The 13795-nt window shown below is 72.6% G+C and carries 13 protein-coding genes and 1 pseudogene; 9 read left to right on the top strand and 5 right to left on the bottom strand.

Annotated features, from left to right (window positions below):
• Window positions 1-19: 19 nt before the first annotated feature.
• Window positions 20-628, bottom strand: coding sequence for a class I SAM-dependent DNA methyltransferase (locus OG439_RS19035; protein ID WP_326950695.1), 609 nt, complete (start codon window positions 626-628; stop codon window positions 20-22).
• A 424-nt stretch (window positions 629-1052) separates the two neighbouring features.
• On the opposite strand from OG439_RS19035, the gene OG439_RS19030 reads away from it, so the two are divergent.
• The 5 genes from OG439_RS19030 to OG439_RS19010 are packed head-to-tail and all read left to right on the top strand — an operon-like array spanning window position 1053 to window position 6335.
• Complete coding sequence (locus OG439_RS19030) at window positions 1053-2063, top strand: ScbA/BarX family gamma-butyrolactone biosynthesis protein (protein WP_326950694.1); 1011 nt, start codon at window positions 1053-1055, stop codon at window positions 2061-2063.
• Window positions 2064-2071: 8 nt separating this feature from the next.
• The gene (locus OG439_RS19025; RefSeq protein WP_326950693.1) at window positions 2072-2716 is read left to right on the top strand and encodes an HAD-IA family hydrolase; all 645 of its coding nucleotides are present in this window, start codon (window positions 2072-2074) and stop codon (window positions 2714-2716) included.
• Between the two features lie 34 nt (window positions 2717-2750).
• A complete protein-coding gene (locus OG439_RS19020) occupies window positions 2751-3950 on the top strand; it encodes a cytochrome P450 (protein ID WP_326950692.1) in 1200 nt (399 codons plus the stop codon).
• 19 nt (window positions 3951-3969) lie between these two features.
• On the top strand, window positions 3970-4953 hold the full coding sequence (locus OG439_RS19015) for a 3-oxoacyl-ACP synthase III family protein (protein WP_326950691.1): 984 nt from the start codon (window positions 3970-3972) through the stop codon (window positions 4951-4953).
• On the top strand, window positions 4938-6335 hold the full coding sequence (locus OG439_RS19010; protein WP_326950690.1) for a carboxyl transferase domain-containing protein: 1398 nt from the start codon (window positions 4938-4940) through the stop codon (window positions 6333-6335). Before OG439_RS19015 ends, OG439_RS19010 begins: the two co-directional genes overlap by 16 nt.
• Window positions 6336-6342: 7 nt before the next feature.
• Here OG439_RS19010 and OG439_RS19005 read toward each other — a convergent pair whose 3' ends face one another.
• Window positions 6343-6657 (bottom strand): ArsR/SmtB family transcription factor, encoded by a 315-nt coding sequence (locus tag OG439_RS19005; protein ID WP_326950689.1) that lies wholly within the window; start codon window positions 6655-6657, stop codon window positions 6343-6345.
• Between the two features lie 132 nt (window positions 6658-6789).
• Here OG439_RS19005 and OG439_RS19000 point away from each other — a divergent pair, with 132 nt between their 5' ends.
• From OG439_RS19000 to OG439_RS18990, 3 genes are all read left to right on the top strand, one after another.
• A complete protein-coding gene (locus tag OG439_RS19000) occupies window positions 6790-8343 on the top strand; it encodes an MFS transporter (RefSeq protein ID WP_326950688.1) in 1554 nt (517 codons plus the stop codon).
• A complete protein-coding gene (locus OG439_RS18995) occupies window positions 8340-9803 on the top strand; it encodes an FAD-dependent monooxygenase (RefSeq protein WP_326950687.1) in 1464 nt (487 codons plus the stop codon). The genes OG439_RS19000 and OG439_RS18995 overlap by 4 nt, the downstream gene beginning before the upstream one ends.
• Before the next feature lie 99 nt (window positions 9804-9902).
• The gene (locus OG439_RS18990; RefSeq protein ID WP_326950686.1) at window positions 9903-10592 is read left to right on the top strand and encodes a M15 family metallopeptidase; all 690 of its coding nucleotides are present in this window, start codon (window positions 9903-9905) and stop codon (window positions 10590-10592) included.
• 220 nt (window positions 10593-10812) lie between these two features.
• Here OG439_RS18990 and OG439_RS18985 read toward each other — a convergent pair whose 3' ends face one another.
• Both OG439_RS18985 and OG439_RS18980 read right to left on the bottom strand, forming a co-directional pair.
• Window positions 10813-11844 (bottom strand): aldo/keto reductase, encoded by a 1032-nt coding sequence (locus tag OG439_RS18985; protein ID WP_326950685.1) that lies wholly within the window; start codon window positions 11842-11844, stop codon window positions 10813-10815.
• 62 nt (window positions 11845-11906) lie between these two features.
• Window positions 11907-12374 carry a VOC family protein gene (locus OG439_RS18980; protein WP_326950684.1) on the bottom strand — a complete coding sequence of 156 codons (468 nt, stop codon included), beginning with the start codon at window positions 12372-12374 and terminating at the stop codon, window positions 11907-11909.
• A 113-nt stretch (window positions 12375-12487) separates the two neighbouring features.
• Between OG439_RS18980 and OG439_RS18975 the strand changes: the two genes are divergently transcribed.
• Window positions 12488-13468, top strand: coding sequence for a helix-turn-helix transcriptional regulator (locus OG439_RS18975; RefSeq protein WP_326950683.1), 981 nt, complete (start codon window positions 12488-12490; stop codon window positions 13466-13468).
• Between the two features lie 67 nt (window positions 13469-13535).
• Here OG439_RS18975 and OG439_RS18970 read toward each other — a convergent pair.
• A pseudogene (locus tag OG439_RS18970) lies at window positions 13536-13661 on the bottom strand (IS5-like element ISMt1 family transposase); the annotation flags it as partial.
• Window positions 13662-13795: the final 134 nt, after the last annotated feature.

Here is a 13795-nt window from a genome sequence, read left to right as displayed (position 1 = left end):
GTCTCGCTTCGGCCGAGTGCTAAGACTCGCGGCGAGCGAAGAGAACCGCGCCCGGCTTCTCGTCCGGGTGCAGCAGAAACTGGGCCTCGATCCCGAAACCGGCCTCACGCAGCCAGGCCGCTACCTGCTCCGGCCGCCGAAGGTGCTCGGTTTCCGACGGTGACCCGTCGCCGACGTGAAAGCCCAGCTGCAGCGGCCCGCCGGGCCGCAGCACCCGGTGGAAGTGCCCGAACACGGCCGGCACCTCGTCGTCGGGAATGTGGACCAACGACCACCAGGCGATCAGGCCGGCCACCGAGGCGTCGGGCAGGGCCAGGTCCGTCATCGACCCCACTTCGAACCGCAGGCCGGGATGGTCGCGCCGGGCCACGTCGATCATCCCGGGGGAGAGGTCGACTCCGAACGCGTCGACGCCGAGTCCGTGCAGGTGCGCGGTGACATACCCGGGCCCGCAGCCGACATCCGCCACCGGCCCGCCGCCGGCGGCCCGCACGTTGCCGGCGAACAGCGCGAGAGCCGTCCGCAGGTACGGCTGCTCGGTCAAGAGGTCGCGCACTTGATCGGCGTAGCTGACGGCGATGGTGTCGTAGGAGGTTCGGACATCGCCCAGCCAGTCGTCTGTGCCCATGATCCGCACGGTAGCCCACGATCCGGCGGCTTGAGCGGCTTTGGCGACCGGACGTGTGAAACGCCGGACCCGTAGCTGACCCTGCGTGGTCGCTGGTGGTGGCGCGCAGTGCGCGGAATCGCGGACACCGCCGTCGGCAATCGTTGGTCCCAACCGAAATGCCACGGTTCTTGATTTGTCCGATGTGGACACCGATTCCGGCCAGGCCGGAACGGTATCGGTGATCGGTTGCTCCGAATCGGTGACCGGTGCACGCGGGATCGATCACGGTGACGGCTTTCGTGGCCTGGGCCACACCAGGGAAAGGACCTTGACAGGTCAGGAGGTCGCCATCTAGCTTGAGGTACGGTAACTTTCATACCTAGGCCAGGGTGCAGAAACTGAACCCGCCGCTTCTCTTCACATCGTCGTGAAACCACATCGGATGAGTCCCGTTCAACGCTCCGGGGGAGTCTTGACTGTCGTCGATCAGGATGTCGAACTGTCTTTTGTGTCCACGGTTCCGCGGAACCTGGTGCATCGTGCCGCAATTTGTGAAGTGTTTCTGACCGATTCCGTGAAAACAACCGACGATCGTTTCGTGCTGGCCGCGCAGTTGCCGCGGGTGCACAGTTATTACAGTGACCAGGTCGCGTCGCGGCCGGTTTACGACCCGCTGCTGCTCACCGAGGCCGTCCGGCAGGCCGCCATCTTCGTCGCGCACCGCTACCTGGGCGCGCCGCCGGCCGACAAGTTCGTCTACAACACGAGCGACCTGCGCATCTGCGACCCGGACGCGCTGGCCGTCACCGAGCTGCCCGGGCACCTGCTGCTGGACGCCACGCTGACCGCCACCAAGCGCCGCGGTGACGTGGTCGTCGGGCTCGCGCTCGCGGTGGCCCTGCGCGTCGACGGCGTCGTCGCGGGGTCGATGGACATCACCATCCAGTGGATGCCGCCCGCGGTGTGGGACGGCCTGCGCACCCGCGCCCGCGCCGGCCTGGACGCGGCCCCCGACCGCGCCCACTCCCTGGACACCCGGCTGCGCGCGCACCGGGTCGGCCGGCTGCTCGACCCCAACGTGGTCCTCGGCCGGTTCGCCGCGACCGGCGACACGCTGACGGCGAACGTGCTGGTCGACCGCTCGCACCCGGCGCTGTTCGACCACCCGCTGGACCACATTCCGGGGATGCTGCTGTTCGAGGCCCTGCGCCAGGCCGGTGCGCTGGCCGCCTACGAGCTGAACGGGTCGGCGCCGTCCCGGCTCACCCTGGTCGGCTGCCGCGCGGAGTTCACCCGGTTCGGCGAGTTCGAGCTGCCGACCGCCGCGCACACCACGCTGCTGCCCGCGCCGGGGCCGGGGCGGACCGCCTTCGCGGTCGACGTCCGGCAGGACGACGCGACCATCGCCCGCGGCGAGGTCGAGTTCACCGCGCTCGCCTGGCGCGAACGGTAGGCGCGGCGATGTTCGTCTGGTTCGACTTCGGCGGTGTGCTTTCGCCGCCCCTGCAGGTCCTGTTCGACACCTTCCGCGACCGCACCGGCATCTCCCGCGAGCGGCTGTGGGCCGCGATGACCGCGGCCGACGCCGAGCTCGGCCTGCCGCCGCTGGCGAGCGTCGAACTCGCCGTCCGGACCGAAGCCGAGTGGGGCGCGCGGCTGCGCCACCACCTCGCGGCGGCCGATCCCGGCCTCGACCTCTCCCGCGCGCGGCTGGAGGAGTTCGGGGCCCAGTGGTTCGCCGGGATCGAGCCCAACCACCTGATGATCGCCACCCTGCGCCACCTCCGGGACAACGGCGTTCCCGTGGGCATCCTCACCAACAACGTCCTCGAATGGGGACCGCACTGGAAACGGATGGTCGGGTGCGCCGGCGAGGTCGACGCGCTCGTCGATTCGTGCGAGATCGGCGCGCGCAAACCGCAGCCGGAGATCTTCGCGATCGCCGAAAAGACGTCGGCGGCCACCGGCCCGTTCCTGCTCGTCGACGACGTCGCGGAAAACTGCGCGGCCGCGCGGAACGCGGGCTGGCTCGCGATTCATTTCCGCGACAACGTCCAGGTCTGCCGGGAACTCTTCCGGCACACCGGGGTGCCCGGAATCATCTGAACCCCGTCGTTCTTCTCACACTTGGGGGAAAACCATGTCTGTTGACAGCGCTTTCCGCGCGTCCGTCGGTGCGGTACCGCACCTGGACGCGCCCCCGCACTACACGAAGACGGACCCGTCGCCGGGCGGTGTGCCGCGGATCGTCCTGCCCAGCGGGCACGTGGCGGCGCACCTGACCCGGTACCGCGACGTCTTCGCCGTCCTCGCGGACCCGACCTGCTCCCGCAGCGTCACCAACGTCGAGGACGGCCCCAGTTTCCTGCCGACGATCATGCCGAAGGAGATGCTGCTCAACCTGGACGTGCCCGACCACTCGCGGATGAAGACCGTCGCCAACGCCGAGTACAGCGCCCGGGCCGTGGCGGCCCTGACCCCCGTGCTCGGCACCGTCGTGGACGAGCGGTTCGCCGCGCTGCGCGCCGAAGAGCGGCCCGACCTGTTCCGGACCGTCCTCGACGAGGTGCCGATCCGCGTCAACAGCGTCTTCCTGGGGCTGCCGCTGGCGGACCGCGAGTACTACCGCCCGCTCGGGCACACCGTGCAGCGGGCGCCCGCCGACGACGTCGAAGGCCTGCTGGCCGACTTCTGGCGGCTGTACGAGTACGTCACCGACCTCGTGCGCGGGGTCCGGCCGGTGCGCGAGGGCGGCCTGATCGCCCGCCTGCTGGCCGGGCGGTCGGCGAGCACCCCGCCGCTGACCGACGAGGAGCTGGTCGCGCTGCTGCTGGGGTCGGTGCTCGGAGCCGACCAGAACATCCTTTCGGTGCTGACAAAAGCGGTGTACGTGCTGCTGGTGTCGCCGGGGCTGTGGGGCCGGCTGCACGACGAGCCCGCGCTCGTCACCCCGGTCTGCGAGGAGCTGATCCGGCTGATCCCGCTCGGCACGATCTCGGCGTTCCCCCGCGTCCTCACGCGTGACGTCGAGACGAGCGAAGGGATCGTGCCGGAAGGGAGCGTGGTCTACGCGGACGCGTTCGCCGCCAACCGCGATCCCGAGGCGTTCCCCGACCCGCTCACGATCGACCCGGGCCGCCGCGGTCCGCGGCACCTGCAGTTCGGCTACGGGATGCACCACTGCATGGGTGCCGCGCTGGCCCGCCTGGAGATCACGACGCTGGTCGGGCGGCTCGTCGCCGAGTTCCCCGGCATGACGCTCGACGCCGACCCGCACACGCTGCCGTGGGACACCGGCACCGTGCTGCGCCGCCCGGCCGCCCTGCCCGTGCGCTGGTAACCGACCCGAAAGGAACGCGATGTCCATCGGTATCCTGGGCACCGGCTCGTACCTGCCCAAGCAAGAGGTCTCCAACGCCGAGGTCGCCGAACGCGTCGGTGTCGACCCCGAGTGGATCGAACGCAAGACCCGGATCCTCAACCGGCGCTACGCCGCACCGCACGAAGCGACGTCCGACCTGGCCGCGGCCGCGGCGGTCGCGGCCCTCGAGCAGTCCGGTGTCGCGGCGGCGGAGCTCGACTTCCTGATCGTCTCGACGTCCACTCCGGACTCGCCCCAGCCGCCGACGTCGGCGGTCGTGCAGAACCTCATCGGGGCCCGCAACGCCGCGTGCTTCGACCTCAACGTCGTGTGCGCCGGGTTCGTCTACGCCCTGGAGATCGCGCGCGGCCTGCTGCGGGGGCGCCCGGGCGGCCGCGTGCTGGTGATCGGCGCGGACCTGTACTCGCGCTGCCTCGACTTCGGCGACCGCCGCACCGCGGTCCTGCTGGGCGACGGCGCGGGTGCCGTCGTCCTCGGCGAGACGGCCGAGGGCGGACTGCTCGCCACGGACCTCGCCACGCGGGGCGAGGACCAGCACCTCATCCGGGTGGAGGCCGGCGGCACGCGGCTGCCGGCCAGCGCCGAAACCGTGGCCGGGACAGGGCACTTCTTCAAGATGGAGGGCCGCGCGGTGCGTGATTTCGTGCTGGCGCACGTGCCCCCGGCGATCACCGCCCTGCTCGCCCGCACGGGCGTCCGACCGTCCGAAGTGGACCACGTGGTCCCGCACCAGCCCAACGGCGTGCTGCTGGCCGAGCTGGTCGAGCACGCGGGGCTCGGGCACGCGGTCACCCACCGCACCCTCGAGCGGTACGGCAACGTCGGCAGCGCGTGCGTCCCGGTCGCGCTCGACGCCGGGTACCGCGCCGGCGCGATCCGGCCCGGCGAGCTGGTGCTCTTCAGCGCGTTCGGCGGCGGCATGTCGATGGGGCACAGCCTGATCCGGTGGGGACTGCGATGACGGCGACCGTTTCCCCGGCCGAGGCCGACGAGCGCGACCCGCGGGTCCGGGTGACGCGGTTCGCCGGGGCGTTCGCCGAGCGCCGCGCCGACGGCGGCGGGCTGTGGGGCACCGCGCCGGTGTGCGGGGTCACGGTGGTCGTGTTCGCCCTCGACCCGCGCGACCGGGGCGGGGCGATGGGCGCGGCGAACTGCGAGATCATCGTCGAGGCCTACGAACACGCGTTGGAGCGCAGGCTGCCGATCGTCGGGCTGTGGCACTCCAGCGGGGCGAAGCTGCAGGACGGCGTGGTGAGCCTGCACGCCGCGGCCCGGGTGTTCGCGATCATGACGCGGGCGTCGGGACGGGTGCCGCAGATCTCCGTCGTGCTGGGGCCCGCCGCCGGCGGCGCCGCGTACGGACCCGCGCTGACCGACGTGATCGTCATGGCGCCGCGGGCCCGGTTGTTCGTCACCGGGCCGGACGTCATCCGGTCGGTCACCGGTGAGGTGATCGACGCCGAAAGCCTCGGCGGCCCGGCGCAGCACGCCGGCCGCAGCGGGGTCGCCCACCTCGCGGCCGGGTCCGAGGCGGACGCGTACCGGCAGGCCGGCCTGCTCGCCGGGCTGCTGGCCGATCGCCGCGCGGTCGATCCCGCGCTCGCCGGCGACCGCGGGTTCGCGGACCTGCTGCCGGTGCCGGACACGGCGTACGACGTGCGCCCGGTCGTGGCGCGGTTGCTGGACGGCCCGCCGCTGGAGCTGCACGGCGGGTACGCCGGCAACGTCGTCACGGCGCTCGGGCGGCTCGGTGGCGGCACGGTCGGGGTCCTGGCCAGCAATCCCGCGGCCGGGGGCGGGTTCCTGGACTCGGCCGCCGCCGAGAAGGCCGCGCGGTTCGTGCGGATGTGCGACGGCGCCGGAGTGCCGTTGGTCGTGCTCGTCGACGTGCCCGGGTACCTGCCCGGGACCGATCAGGAGCGCGACGGCGCGGTGCGGCGCGGGGCGAAGCTGCTGTTCGCCTTCGCCGAGGCGTCGGTCCCGCGGATCACGGTCATCATCGGCAAGGCGTACGGCGGCGCGTACGTCGCGATGAACAGCCGCGGTCTCGGGGCGAGCCACGTGCTCGCGTGGCCGGCCGCGGAGGTGGCGGTGATGGCCCCGGTGGCCGCGGTCCGGTTGCTCAACCGCCGTGAGCTGGCCGCGGTGCCGGAGCCGGAGCGAGCCGCGGTGGAGGAAGTCCTGGCCCGGCGACACGCGGCGGACGCGGGCGGGCTGGCCGCGGCGCTGGACCTCGGCGTCGTCGACGAGGTGCTCGATCCGGACCACACCCGCCACCGGGTGGCCGGGCTGCTCGCCGGGGCGCACGGGCGCCGCGGCGAGCACGGCAACATCCCGTTGTGACCTGCGGTCAGGCACCTTCGGTGGCGAGCAGGTCCAGCAGGCCGGGGAAGCGGTGCTTCAGGTCGGCCCGGCGCAGCCGCACCTTGCGGCTGTTGCCGCGGTCGACCTGCCGGATCAGGCCGGCCTCCCGCAGGATGCGGAAGTGGTGGGTCAGCGTGGACTTGCCGACCGGCAGGCCGAACGACTGACAGGTCCGCTCGGTGTCCTCGGGCTGGCCCAGCAGGGTGACGACCACCGAGCGGCGGTGGTCGTCGGCCAGCGCGGTGAGCACCGCCCGCAGTTCCATCTCGGCGAGCTCGGGGTGGCCTTCGGCGTCGGGCATCGCACCTCCTCGTGCCGTCGTACTACGACCATCGTACCTACCCTCTTGTCCCGTGCGAGCGAGACGTGTCACGATAGGTACGACATCGGACGTACCTTTCATCCTCATCCTACCTTCGCGGAGACCGTTCCCATGAGTGCAACCGACGACCTCGCCGCCACGGACCGCGTGGCGACCCCACCCGCGGTGCGCGGTTCCGGGCTCACGCTCGCCGTCGTGCTGCTCGCCGTGTTCGTCGTACCGAGCTCGATCTCCGGTACCGCCGTCGCCCTGCCCGCGATCGGCGCCGACCTCGACTCCGGCGTCGCCGGACTGCAGTGGGTGGTCAACGCCTTCAACCTGGCCTTCGCCTGCTTCACGCTGGCGTGGGGCTCGATCGCGGACATCATCGGCCGGGCGCGGGCGTTCGCCGCCGGTGCCGCGCTGTACCTGGTGGCCTCGGTGATCAGCGCCGTCGCCGGGAACATCTACCTGATCGACGCCGGGCGCGCGCTCGCCGGCATCGGCGGGGCGGCGATCTTCGCCGCCGGCGGGGCGATCCTGTCCACGATCTTCACCGGCACCCAGCGCGCCCGGGCGTTCGGGCTGTTCGGCGCGGTCGCCGGGATCGGGGTGGCGCTGGGCCCGTCGCTGTCCGGCGTGATCGTCGAGGGCCTGGGCTGGCGGTGGATCTTCGGCCTGCACGTGATCGTGCTGGCCGTCGCGCTGCTCGGCTCGCCCGCGGTGTTCCGCGCGGTCGGCGGCGTGCGGCGGCAGGCGAGCGTCGACTTCGCCGGCGCCGGCCTGTTCATCCTCGCCATGCTCGCGCTGATGATCGGCATCGTGCAGGGCGGGGAGTGGGGCTGGACGAGCACAGCGGTGCTCGGCTCGTTCGCCGCGTTCGTGGTGCTGCTGGCGGTGTTCACGGCCGTGCAGCGCCGCGTGGCGCACCCGATGCTGGACCTGTCGGTGCTGCGCGACCGCCGGTTCGTCGGCGTCAGCCTGGTCACGGTCGTGGCGTCGTTCGGGTTCGTCACGATGCTGACCTACCTGCCGAGCTACCTCACCACGGTCGGCGGCACGTCCACCGCGCTCGCCGGGGTGCTGATGGTGCTGCTGACCGCCGGCGTGCTCGTCTGCCCGCTGGCGGCGGGAAAACTGGTCTCCCGGGGGGTTTCCCCGCTGACGCTGATCTACGTGAGCCTCGCCTGCCTGGTCGCCGGCGACGCGGCGGCGACGGTGTTCGGCCCGTCGTTCTCCGTCGGCGTCGTGGTGTTGCCGCTGCTGGTGATCGGCGCGGGCATGGGCATCTCGACCGGCCTGGTCGACGGGCAGGCGCTCGACGCCGTCCCCGCCGAGAAGGCCGGGATGGCCGCGGGCGTGGTGAACACGATGCGGCTGGGCAGCGAGGCGATCGCGGTCGCCGTCTACGGCGCGCTGCTGGCGGCGATCCTGCGGAGCACGCTGACGACCGGCCTGCCCGCGTTCGGCGCGGCTGACCCGGTCCGCGTCGCGGGCGACCTGGCCACCGGCAACCTCGCCGCCGCGGCCCGCACGGCGGGTGGCGGGGCCGGGGTCACGGACTTCCTGGTGCGCAGCTACGACGACGCGTTCCACACCATCCTGTGGGTGCTGACCGGGATCTGCCTGGTGCTGTCGCTGGTGATCGTGGCCCTGCTGCGCAAGCCCGCCCGGGTCGTGGCGTGACCGAGGTGCTGATCGCCGGCGGCGGTCCGGTCGGCATGGTCCTGGCCGCCGAACTGGCTCTACTCGGCGTCGGCACGACGGTCCTGGAACCGAATTTGTCCACTGTGGACGTACCGAAGGCGGGCACGCTGCACGCGCGCACGGTGCAGTCGCTGGCGCGCCGCGGCTACCTGCGCGCGGACGCCGGTCATCCGCCGGGCGCGCGCGTCACCTCCCGGTTCCACTTCGCCGGGCTGCCCGGCCTGGACATCAGCGGCCCGGCGACCGAGGGGACGCCGATCGTCGGGCTGAGCCAGGCCGACCTCGAACGGCACGCCGAGGCCCGCGCCCGGCGGCTGGGTGCGACCATCCACAGAGGACACCGGCTCACCGCCGCCGGCCAGGACGCGGACGGCGCGCACGCGACCGTGCTCGGTCCCGGCGGCGAGTACCGGATCTCGGCCCGCTACCTCGTGGGCGCGGACGGCGCCCGCGGCGTCACGCGGGAGGCCGCGGGCTTCACCGCCGAGACCCACGGGCCCACGATCGCCGCGCTGCTCGGGGCCGTGCGGCTGCTCGATCCCGCGCACGCGCCGGCGGGCTGGCACCGCACCGAACGCGGCTGGTTCGTCGGCAACCCGAACCCGTACGGCCACTCCCGCGTCATCACGTTCGACTTCGCCGGACCGCACCCGGACCGGCGGGCGCCGCTGACCCTGGACGAACTGTCCGCGACCGCCGACCGGATCGTCGGCCGGCCGGTGCCGATGACCGACGCGGTGTTCCTGTCGCGGTTCAGCGACTACAGCCGGCTGGTCACCGAGTACCGCCGGGGCCGCGTCCTGCTGGCGGGCGACGCCGCCCACGTGCACTTCCCGGTCGGCGGGCAGGGGCTCAACCTGGGCGTGCAGGACGCGGTCAACCTGGGCTGGAAGCTCGCGGCGGTGCTGCGCGGCGCCGACGAGAGCCTGCTCGACACCTACCACGCCGAGCGCCACCCGGTGGCCGCGCGGGTCGTCCACAACACCCGCGCCCAGCTGGCGCTGATGAACCCGGACCCCGCGGTGGACCCGCTGCGCGACCTGGTGACGGAACTGCTCGGCCTGGAGCCGGTCCGCCGCCACCTCGGCGACATGATCAGCGACCAGGAGATCGACGGCTTCCTCCCCAACGCCTCGCTGCGGGTGAACGGGCGCACCACAACGATCGCCGAGCTGCTGTGGCCGGGCCGCCCGCTGCTCGTCGTCCTCGACGACGGCGCGCGTCCGCCGGACCTGCCGGGCGTCGAGGTGGTCCACGCGACGGCGACCCATCCACTGCCCTGGTCGTCCGCCCTGATCCGCCCGGACGGCTACCTGGCCTGGTCGGCGCCGAGCGGGGTGCGCGACACCGAAGGCCTGTCGGCGGCCGCGCACCGCTGGTTCGGCACCAAGGCGGAGTCGGGCACCGGCCTTTGTGGCCACGACGTCCGTGCGCGCTGACCCGGCGGGGGAAACCCGGGCCAGGGCCGGAGAACCGGCCCGGTTGTGGCGAATCCGACTCGGACTAAGCCGAACCGCGGGGCCGGGCGTGGTGGCATCATGAAACCGAGAACAAAAGTCTTCGCTGTCATCACGTTCCTACTGTCCGTGGTCTTCACCGGTGCCACGCCGGCGTCGGCCGCCACGGTGCAGACCGTCGAAGTCGCCACGCCGGTGGCCAGTGGCCTTCCGCCCTACGTCGCCTTCATCAGGCCCGTCACCGCGCAGCGGCTCGCTTCCAGCTGGCACGAGGGCTGCCCCGTCGGTCCCGATCAGCTGCGGCTGATGAGCTTGCGGTTCTTCGGCTTCGACGGTGCGGTGCACCAGGGTGAACTGGTCGTCAACGCCGATCGCGCCGTCGAAGTCGCCTACGCCTTCGGTGACCTGTACGCCGCCCGGTTCCCGATCGAGCGGATGGAAACCGTGGAGAAGTACGGCTCCGACGACGACGCGTCGATGGCGGCGAACAACACCTCGGCGTTCAACTGCCGGGCGATCACCGGCGGCACCGCGTGGTCCAACCACTCCTACGGGCGCGCCATCGACGTCAACACCGTGCAGAACCCCTACATCTCCGGCAGCGGCGCGATCTACCCGCCCAACGGCGCGCCCTACGCCGACCGCACGCTCAACGCGCCGGGCATGATCCACGCGGGCGACACCACCGAGCAGGCGTTCAGCACCCGCGGCTGGACCTGGGGCGGCTCCTGGGACACCCCGATCGACTACCAGCACTTCGAGAAGCCCTGACTCCGTAAGGGACCACGCCCAGGATCGCCACCGGCCGGATCGGCGGCGGCCCTGGGCGGGTCGTCGTGGCCTCGCGGCGTTAGGGTTTTTCCCTTGGTGATAAGGGGAAACAGGGCCATGACCGACGAAGCGGACGAGTGGTACGCGGTGCGCTGCGTCTTCCGGTGGTCCGAGCCCGACGACCGGCCGTCAGGGCGCGCGCTGACCGGCCGAGCCGACGTCAAGATCGGTGCGCCGCCGGGCGGCGGCGGAGTTCCGGGTGCGCGAGTGCCGGTGGGACGTAGGCGACGTCGATCGGTCCGACGTCCGTTCCCGGCGCGACGATCTCGTCGATGCGGTCGAGCACGTCGTCGTCGAGGAGCGTGCCCGCTCCCGCGAACAGGTCGTCGAGCTGCTCGGGCGTGCGCGGGCCGATGATCGCCGACGTGACCGCGGGGTGGGCGGTCGCGAACGCCAGCGCGAGGTGGGGCAGCGACAGCCCGGCCTGATCGGCGACGCCGGCGAGGGCTTCGACGGCGTCGAGCTTGCGTTCGTCGGTCATGTGCCGCCCCGCCCAGTGCAGCCGCCCGGCCGACGCCGTTTCCGCGCTGCCCTTGCGCAGGCGCCCGGCGAGCAGGCCCATCGCCAGCGGGCTCCACACCAGGACACCCAGCCCGTGCCGCTCGCAGACCGGCAGGATCTCGCGTTCGATCCCGCGGTTGAGGATCGAGTAGTGCGGCTGTTCGGACCGGAAGCGGGCCAGCCCGCGCCGCTGCGCCACCCACTGGGCCTCGACGATGTCCGACGCGGGCAGGTTGGAGTGACCGATCGCGCGGATCTTGCCCGCGCGCAGCAGGTCGGTCAGCGCGCCGAGGGTTTCCTCGACGTCGGTGCCGGGGTCGGGGTGGTGGGCCTGGTAGAGGTCGATGTGGTCGGCACCCAGCCGCCGCAGCGATCCTTCGACGGCGGACACGATCCACCGGCGGGAGCTGCCGCGTTCGTTGGGGCCGGACCCCATCGGGCCGTTGAACTTCGTGGCCAGGACGACGTCGTCGCGGCGGCCGCGCAGGGCCTTCCCGACGATCTTCTCGGACTCGCCGTCGCCGCCGTAGACGTCGGCGGTGTCGATGAGGGTGATGCCGCCGTCGAGGGCGCGGTGGACGATGCGCACGCAGTCGTCGGGGTCGGGATTGCCGTAGGGCCCGAACATCATCGTGCCGAGGGCGTAGGCGCTGACCTGGATGCCGGTCCGGCCGAGCGGGCGGGTCTGCATGGGGTTCTCCTGTGGGGGTGCGGGGAGTGCGGCCGGGACCGGCCGCACTCCCCGCGGGTCGGTCAGGCCTGGGCGTACTCGGCCGCGACGTCGACGATCCAGGTGACGCCGAAGCGGTCGGCGAGCATCCCGAAGCCGGGCGCCCAGGGGGCGGGGCCGAACGCCTCGATCACGGCCCCGCCCTTGGCGAGGCCCTCCCAGACGGGGGTGACCTCGTCGACGCTCTCGCCGCGGACGGAGAGGAAGAACGGCTCCGTGGTGATCGTGGTGCCGTTTTCGCGACGCGTGGTGGGCGCGCCCGGGGCGGCCGGCGTCTGCGCGCCGGGCACGTCGTAGGCCATGACCCGGAAGCCGTTGTCGGCGACGACCTGGCCGAACACGACGCGGTCGGCGCCCGGCACGTCGGCGGGCATCCCGAAGTCGGCGTAGGTGGCGACGGTGAGCTGCCCGCCGAACACCGACTGGTAGAACTCCAGGGCTTCGCGGGCCTGGCCGTGGAAGTTCAGGTGGGTGACAGCGCTGAGCGACATGGTGTTCCGGTCCTTCACGAGTGGTTCCTGGTGCCGGAGGTTTCCGGCGACTGGAACGACGATGCCAGCAGTAGCGGACAGGGAACGTCCGCTACTTGTGGCATGGTGAAACCATGCCGATCGCCTCCTCGACGACCACCTCCAGCCGGCTGCTGTCGCTGCTGTCCATGCTGCAGGCCCGCCGTGACTGGCCCGGCGGCCTGCTCGCCGAGCGGCTGGGCGTCAGCGAGCGGACCGTGCGCCGTGACGTCGACCGGCTGCGCGAGCTGGGTTATCCCGTCCACGCGGTCAAGGGCCCCGACGGCGGCTACCGGCTCGAAGCCGGCAGTCAGCTGCCGCCTTTGCTGTTCGACGAGGAGCAAGCGGTCGCGCTCACGGTGGCGCTGCGGATCGCCGTCGGCACCGGCGCGGGCATCGAGGAGGCGGCCGCGCGGGCCCTGACCACGGTGCGGCAGGTGCTGCCGTCGCGGCTGCGGCAGCGCGTCGACGCCCTCGAGATCAGCGCGGCCGGCCCCGGCGGGCCCCAGGTCGACACCGGGGTGCTGCTCACGCTGAGCGCCGCGGTCCGCGCGGGGGAGGAGCTGCGGTTCGGCTACCGCTCGCCGGGGCGCCCCGCGGACGCCGAGCCGGGCCCGCCGCGGCGGGTGCAGCCCCACCACCTGGTGGTGCGGGCCGGGCGCTGGTACGTCGTCGGTTGGGATCCCGACCGCGAAGACTGGCGGACCTACCGCGCCGACCGGATGACACCGCGGATCCCGAACGGGCCGCGGTTCGCGCCCCGCGAAGTGCCGGGCGGCGACGTGGCCGCGTTCCTGTCGGCCCGGTTCAAGGGATCCGAGAGCGCGGACGCCTGGCCCTGCCGCGGCGAGGTGATCCTCGACCTGCCGGTGGCGGAGGTGGCCCCGTTCGCCGGCGACGGCGTCGTCGAGGCGCTCGGCGCGACCCGGACCAGGCTGACGTCGGGCTCCTGGTCCTGGACCGCCCTCGCCGGGGCGCTGGCCCGGTTCGACACCGAGATCGAGGTGATCGCCCCGCCGCAGCTGCGTACGGCGTTCGCGGAACTGTCCCGGCGGGCCGCCCGCGCCGCCGGCTAGGCGCTGTCCTGTAAGTCATCGGAGCCGGAGGACGATCGCGGCGATGGTGAGTTCTGCCTGGTAGCAGGTAGCGGGTGGCCAGGTCACGGATCTGTTTGAGCCGGTTGAAGCACCGCTCCACGACGTTGGGCTGCTTGTAGGCCTCGGCATCGAAGGCGGGTGGCCGGCCGCCGCGGGAACCTTTGGCTGCGCGGCGGGCAACCACACTCGAATCCACCGAGACGACCCACTCGAGGTCGCCGACAGAGTCGTCTTCGCGCCCAGGCGGCCCCTGACGGCACGGGCGGCTCACCCGAGAACGACCCGGTACGAGGGCGATCCGCCCGC

It is taken from the genome of Amycolatopsis sp. NBC_01307 (assembly GCF_035975215.1).
Lineage (GTDB): Bacteria > Actinomycetota > Actinomycetes > Mycobacteriales > Pseudonocardiaceae > Amycolatopsis.
Note: the sequence above shows the minus strand (reverse complement) of the source record. Positions and strands in the feature narration are given on the sequence as shown.

Excerpts from the sequence above, each read along its gene's own strand:
- OG439_RS18990 (WP_326950686.1), top strand. The coding sequence starts at position 9,903 with ATGAAACCGAGAACAAAAGTCTTCGCTGTCATCACGTTCCTACTGTCC.
- OG439_RS19030 (WP_326950694.1), top strand. The coding sequence starts at position 1,053 with ATGAGTCCCGTTCAACGCTCCGGGGGAGTCTTGACTGTCGTCGATCAG.
- OG439_RS18985 (WP_326950685.1), bottom strand. The coding sequence starts at position 11,844 with ATGCAGACCCGCCCGCTCGGCCGGACCGGCATCCAGGTCAGCGCCTAC.
- OG439_RS19020 (WP_326950692.1), top strand. The coding sequence starts at position 2,751 with ATGTCTGTTGACAGCGCTTTCCGCGCGTCCGTCGGTGCGGTACCGCAC.
- OG439_RS18980 (WP_326950684.1), bottom strand. The coding sequence starts at position 12,374 with ATGTCGCTCAGCGCTGTCACCCACCTGAACTTCCACGGCCAGGCCCGC.
- OG439_RS19015 (WP_326950691.1), top strand. The coding sequence starts at position 3,970 with ATGTCCATCGGTATCCTGGGCACCGGCTCGTACCTGCCCAAGCAAGAG.
- OG439_RS19025 (WP_326950693.1), top strand. The coding sequence starts at position 2,072 with ATGTTCGTCTGGTTCGACTTCGGCGGTGTGCTTTCGCCGCCCCTGCAG.
- OG439_RS19005 (WP_326950689.1), bottom strand. The coding sequence starts at position 6,657 with ATGCCCGACGCCGAAGGCCACCCCGAGCTCGCCGAGATGGAACTGCGG.
- OG439_RS18975 (WP_326950683.1), top strand. The coding sequence starts at position 12,488 with ATGCCGATCGCCTCCTCGACGACCACCTCCAGCCGGCTGCTGTCGCTG.
- OG439_RS19035 (WP_326950695.1), bottom strand. The coding sequence starts at position 628 with ATGGGCACAGACGACTGGCTGGGCGATGTCCGAACCTCCTACGACACC.
- OG439_RS19000 (WP_326950688.1), top strand. The coding sequence starts at position 6,790 with ATGAGTGCAACCGACGACCTCGCCGCCACGGACCGCGTGGCGACCCCA.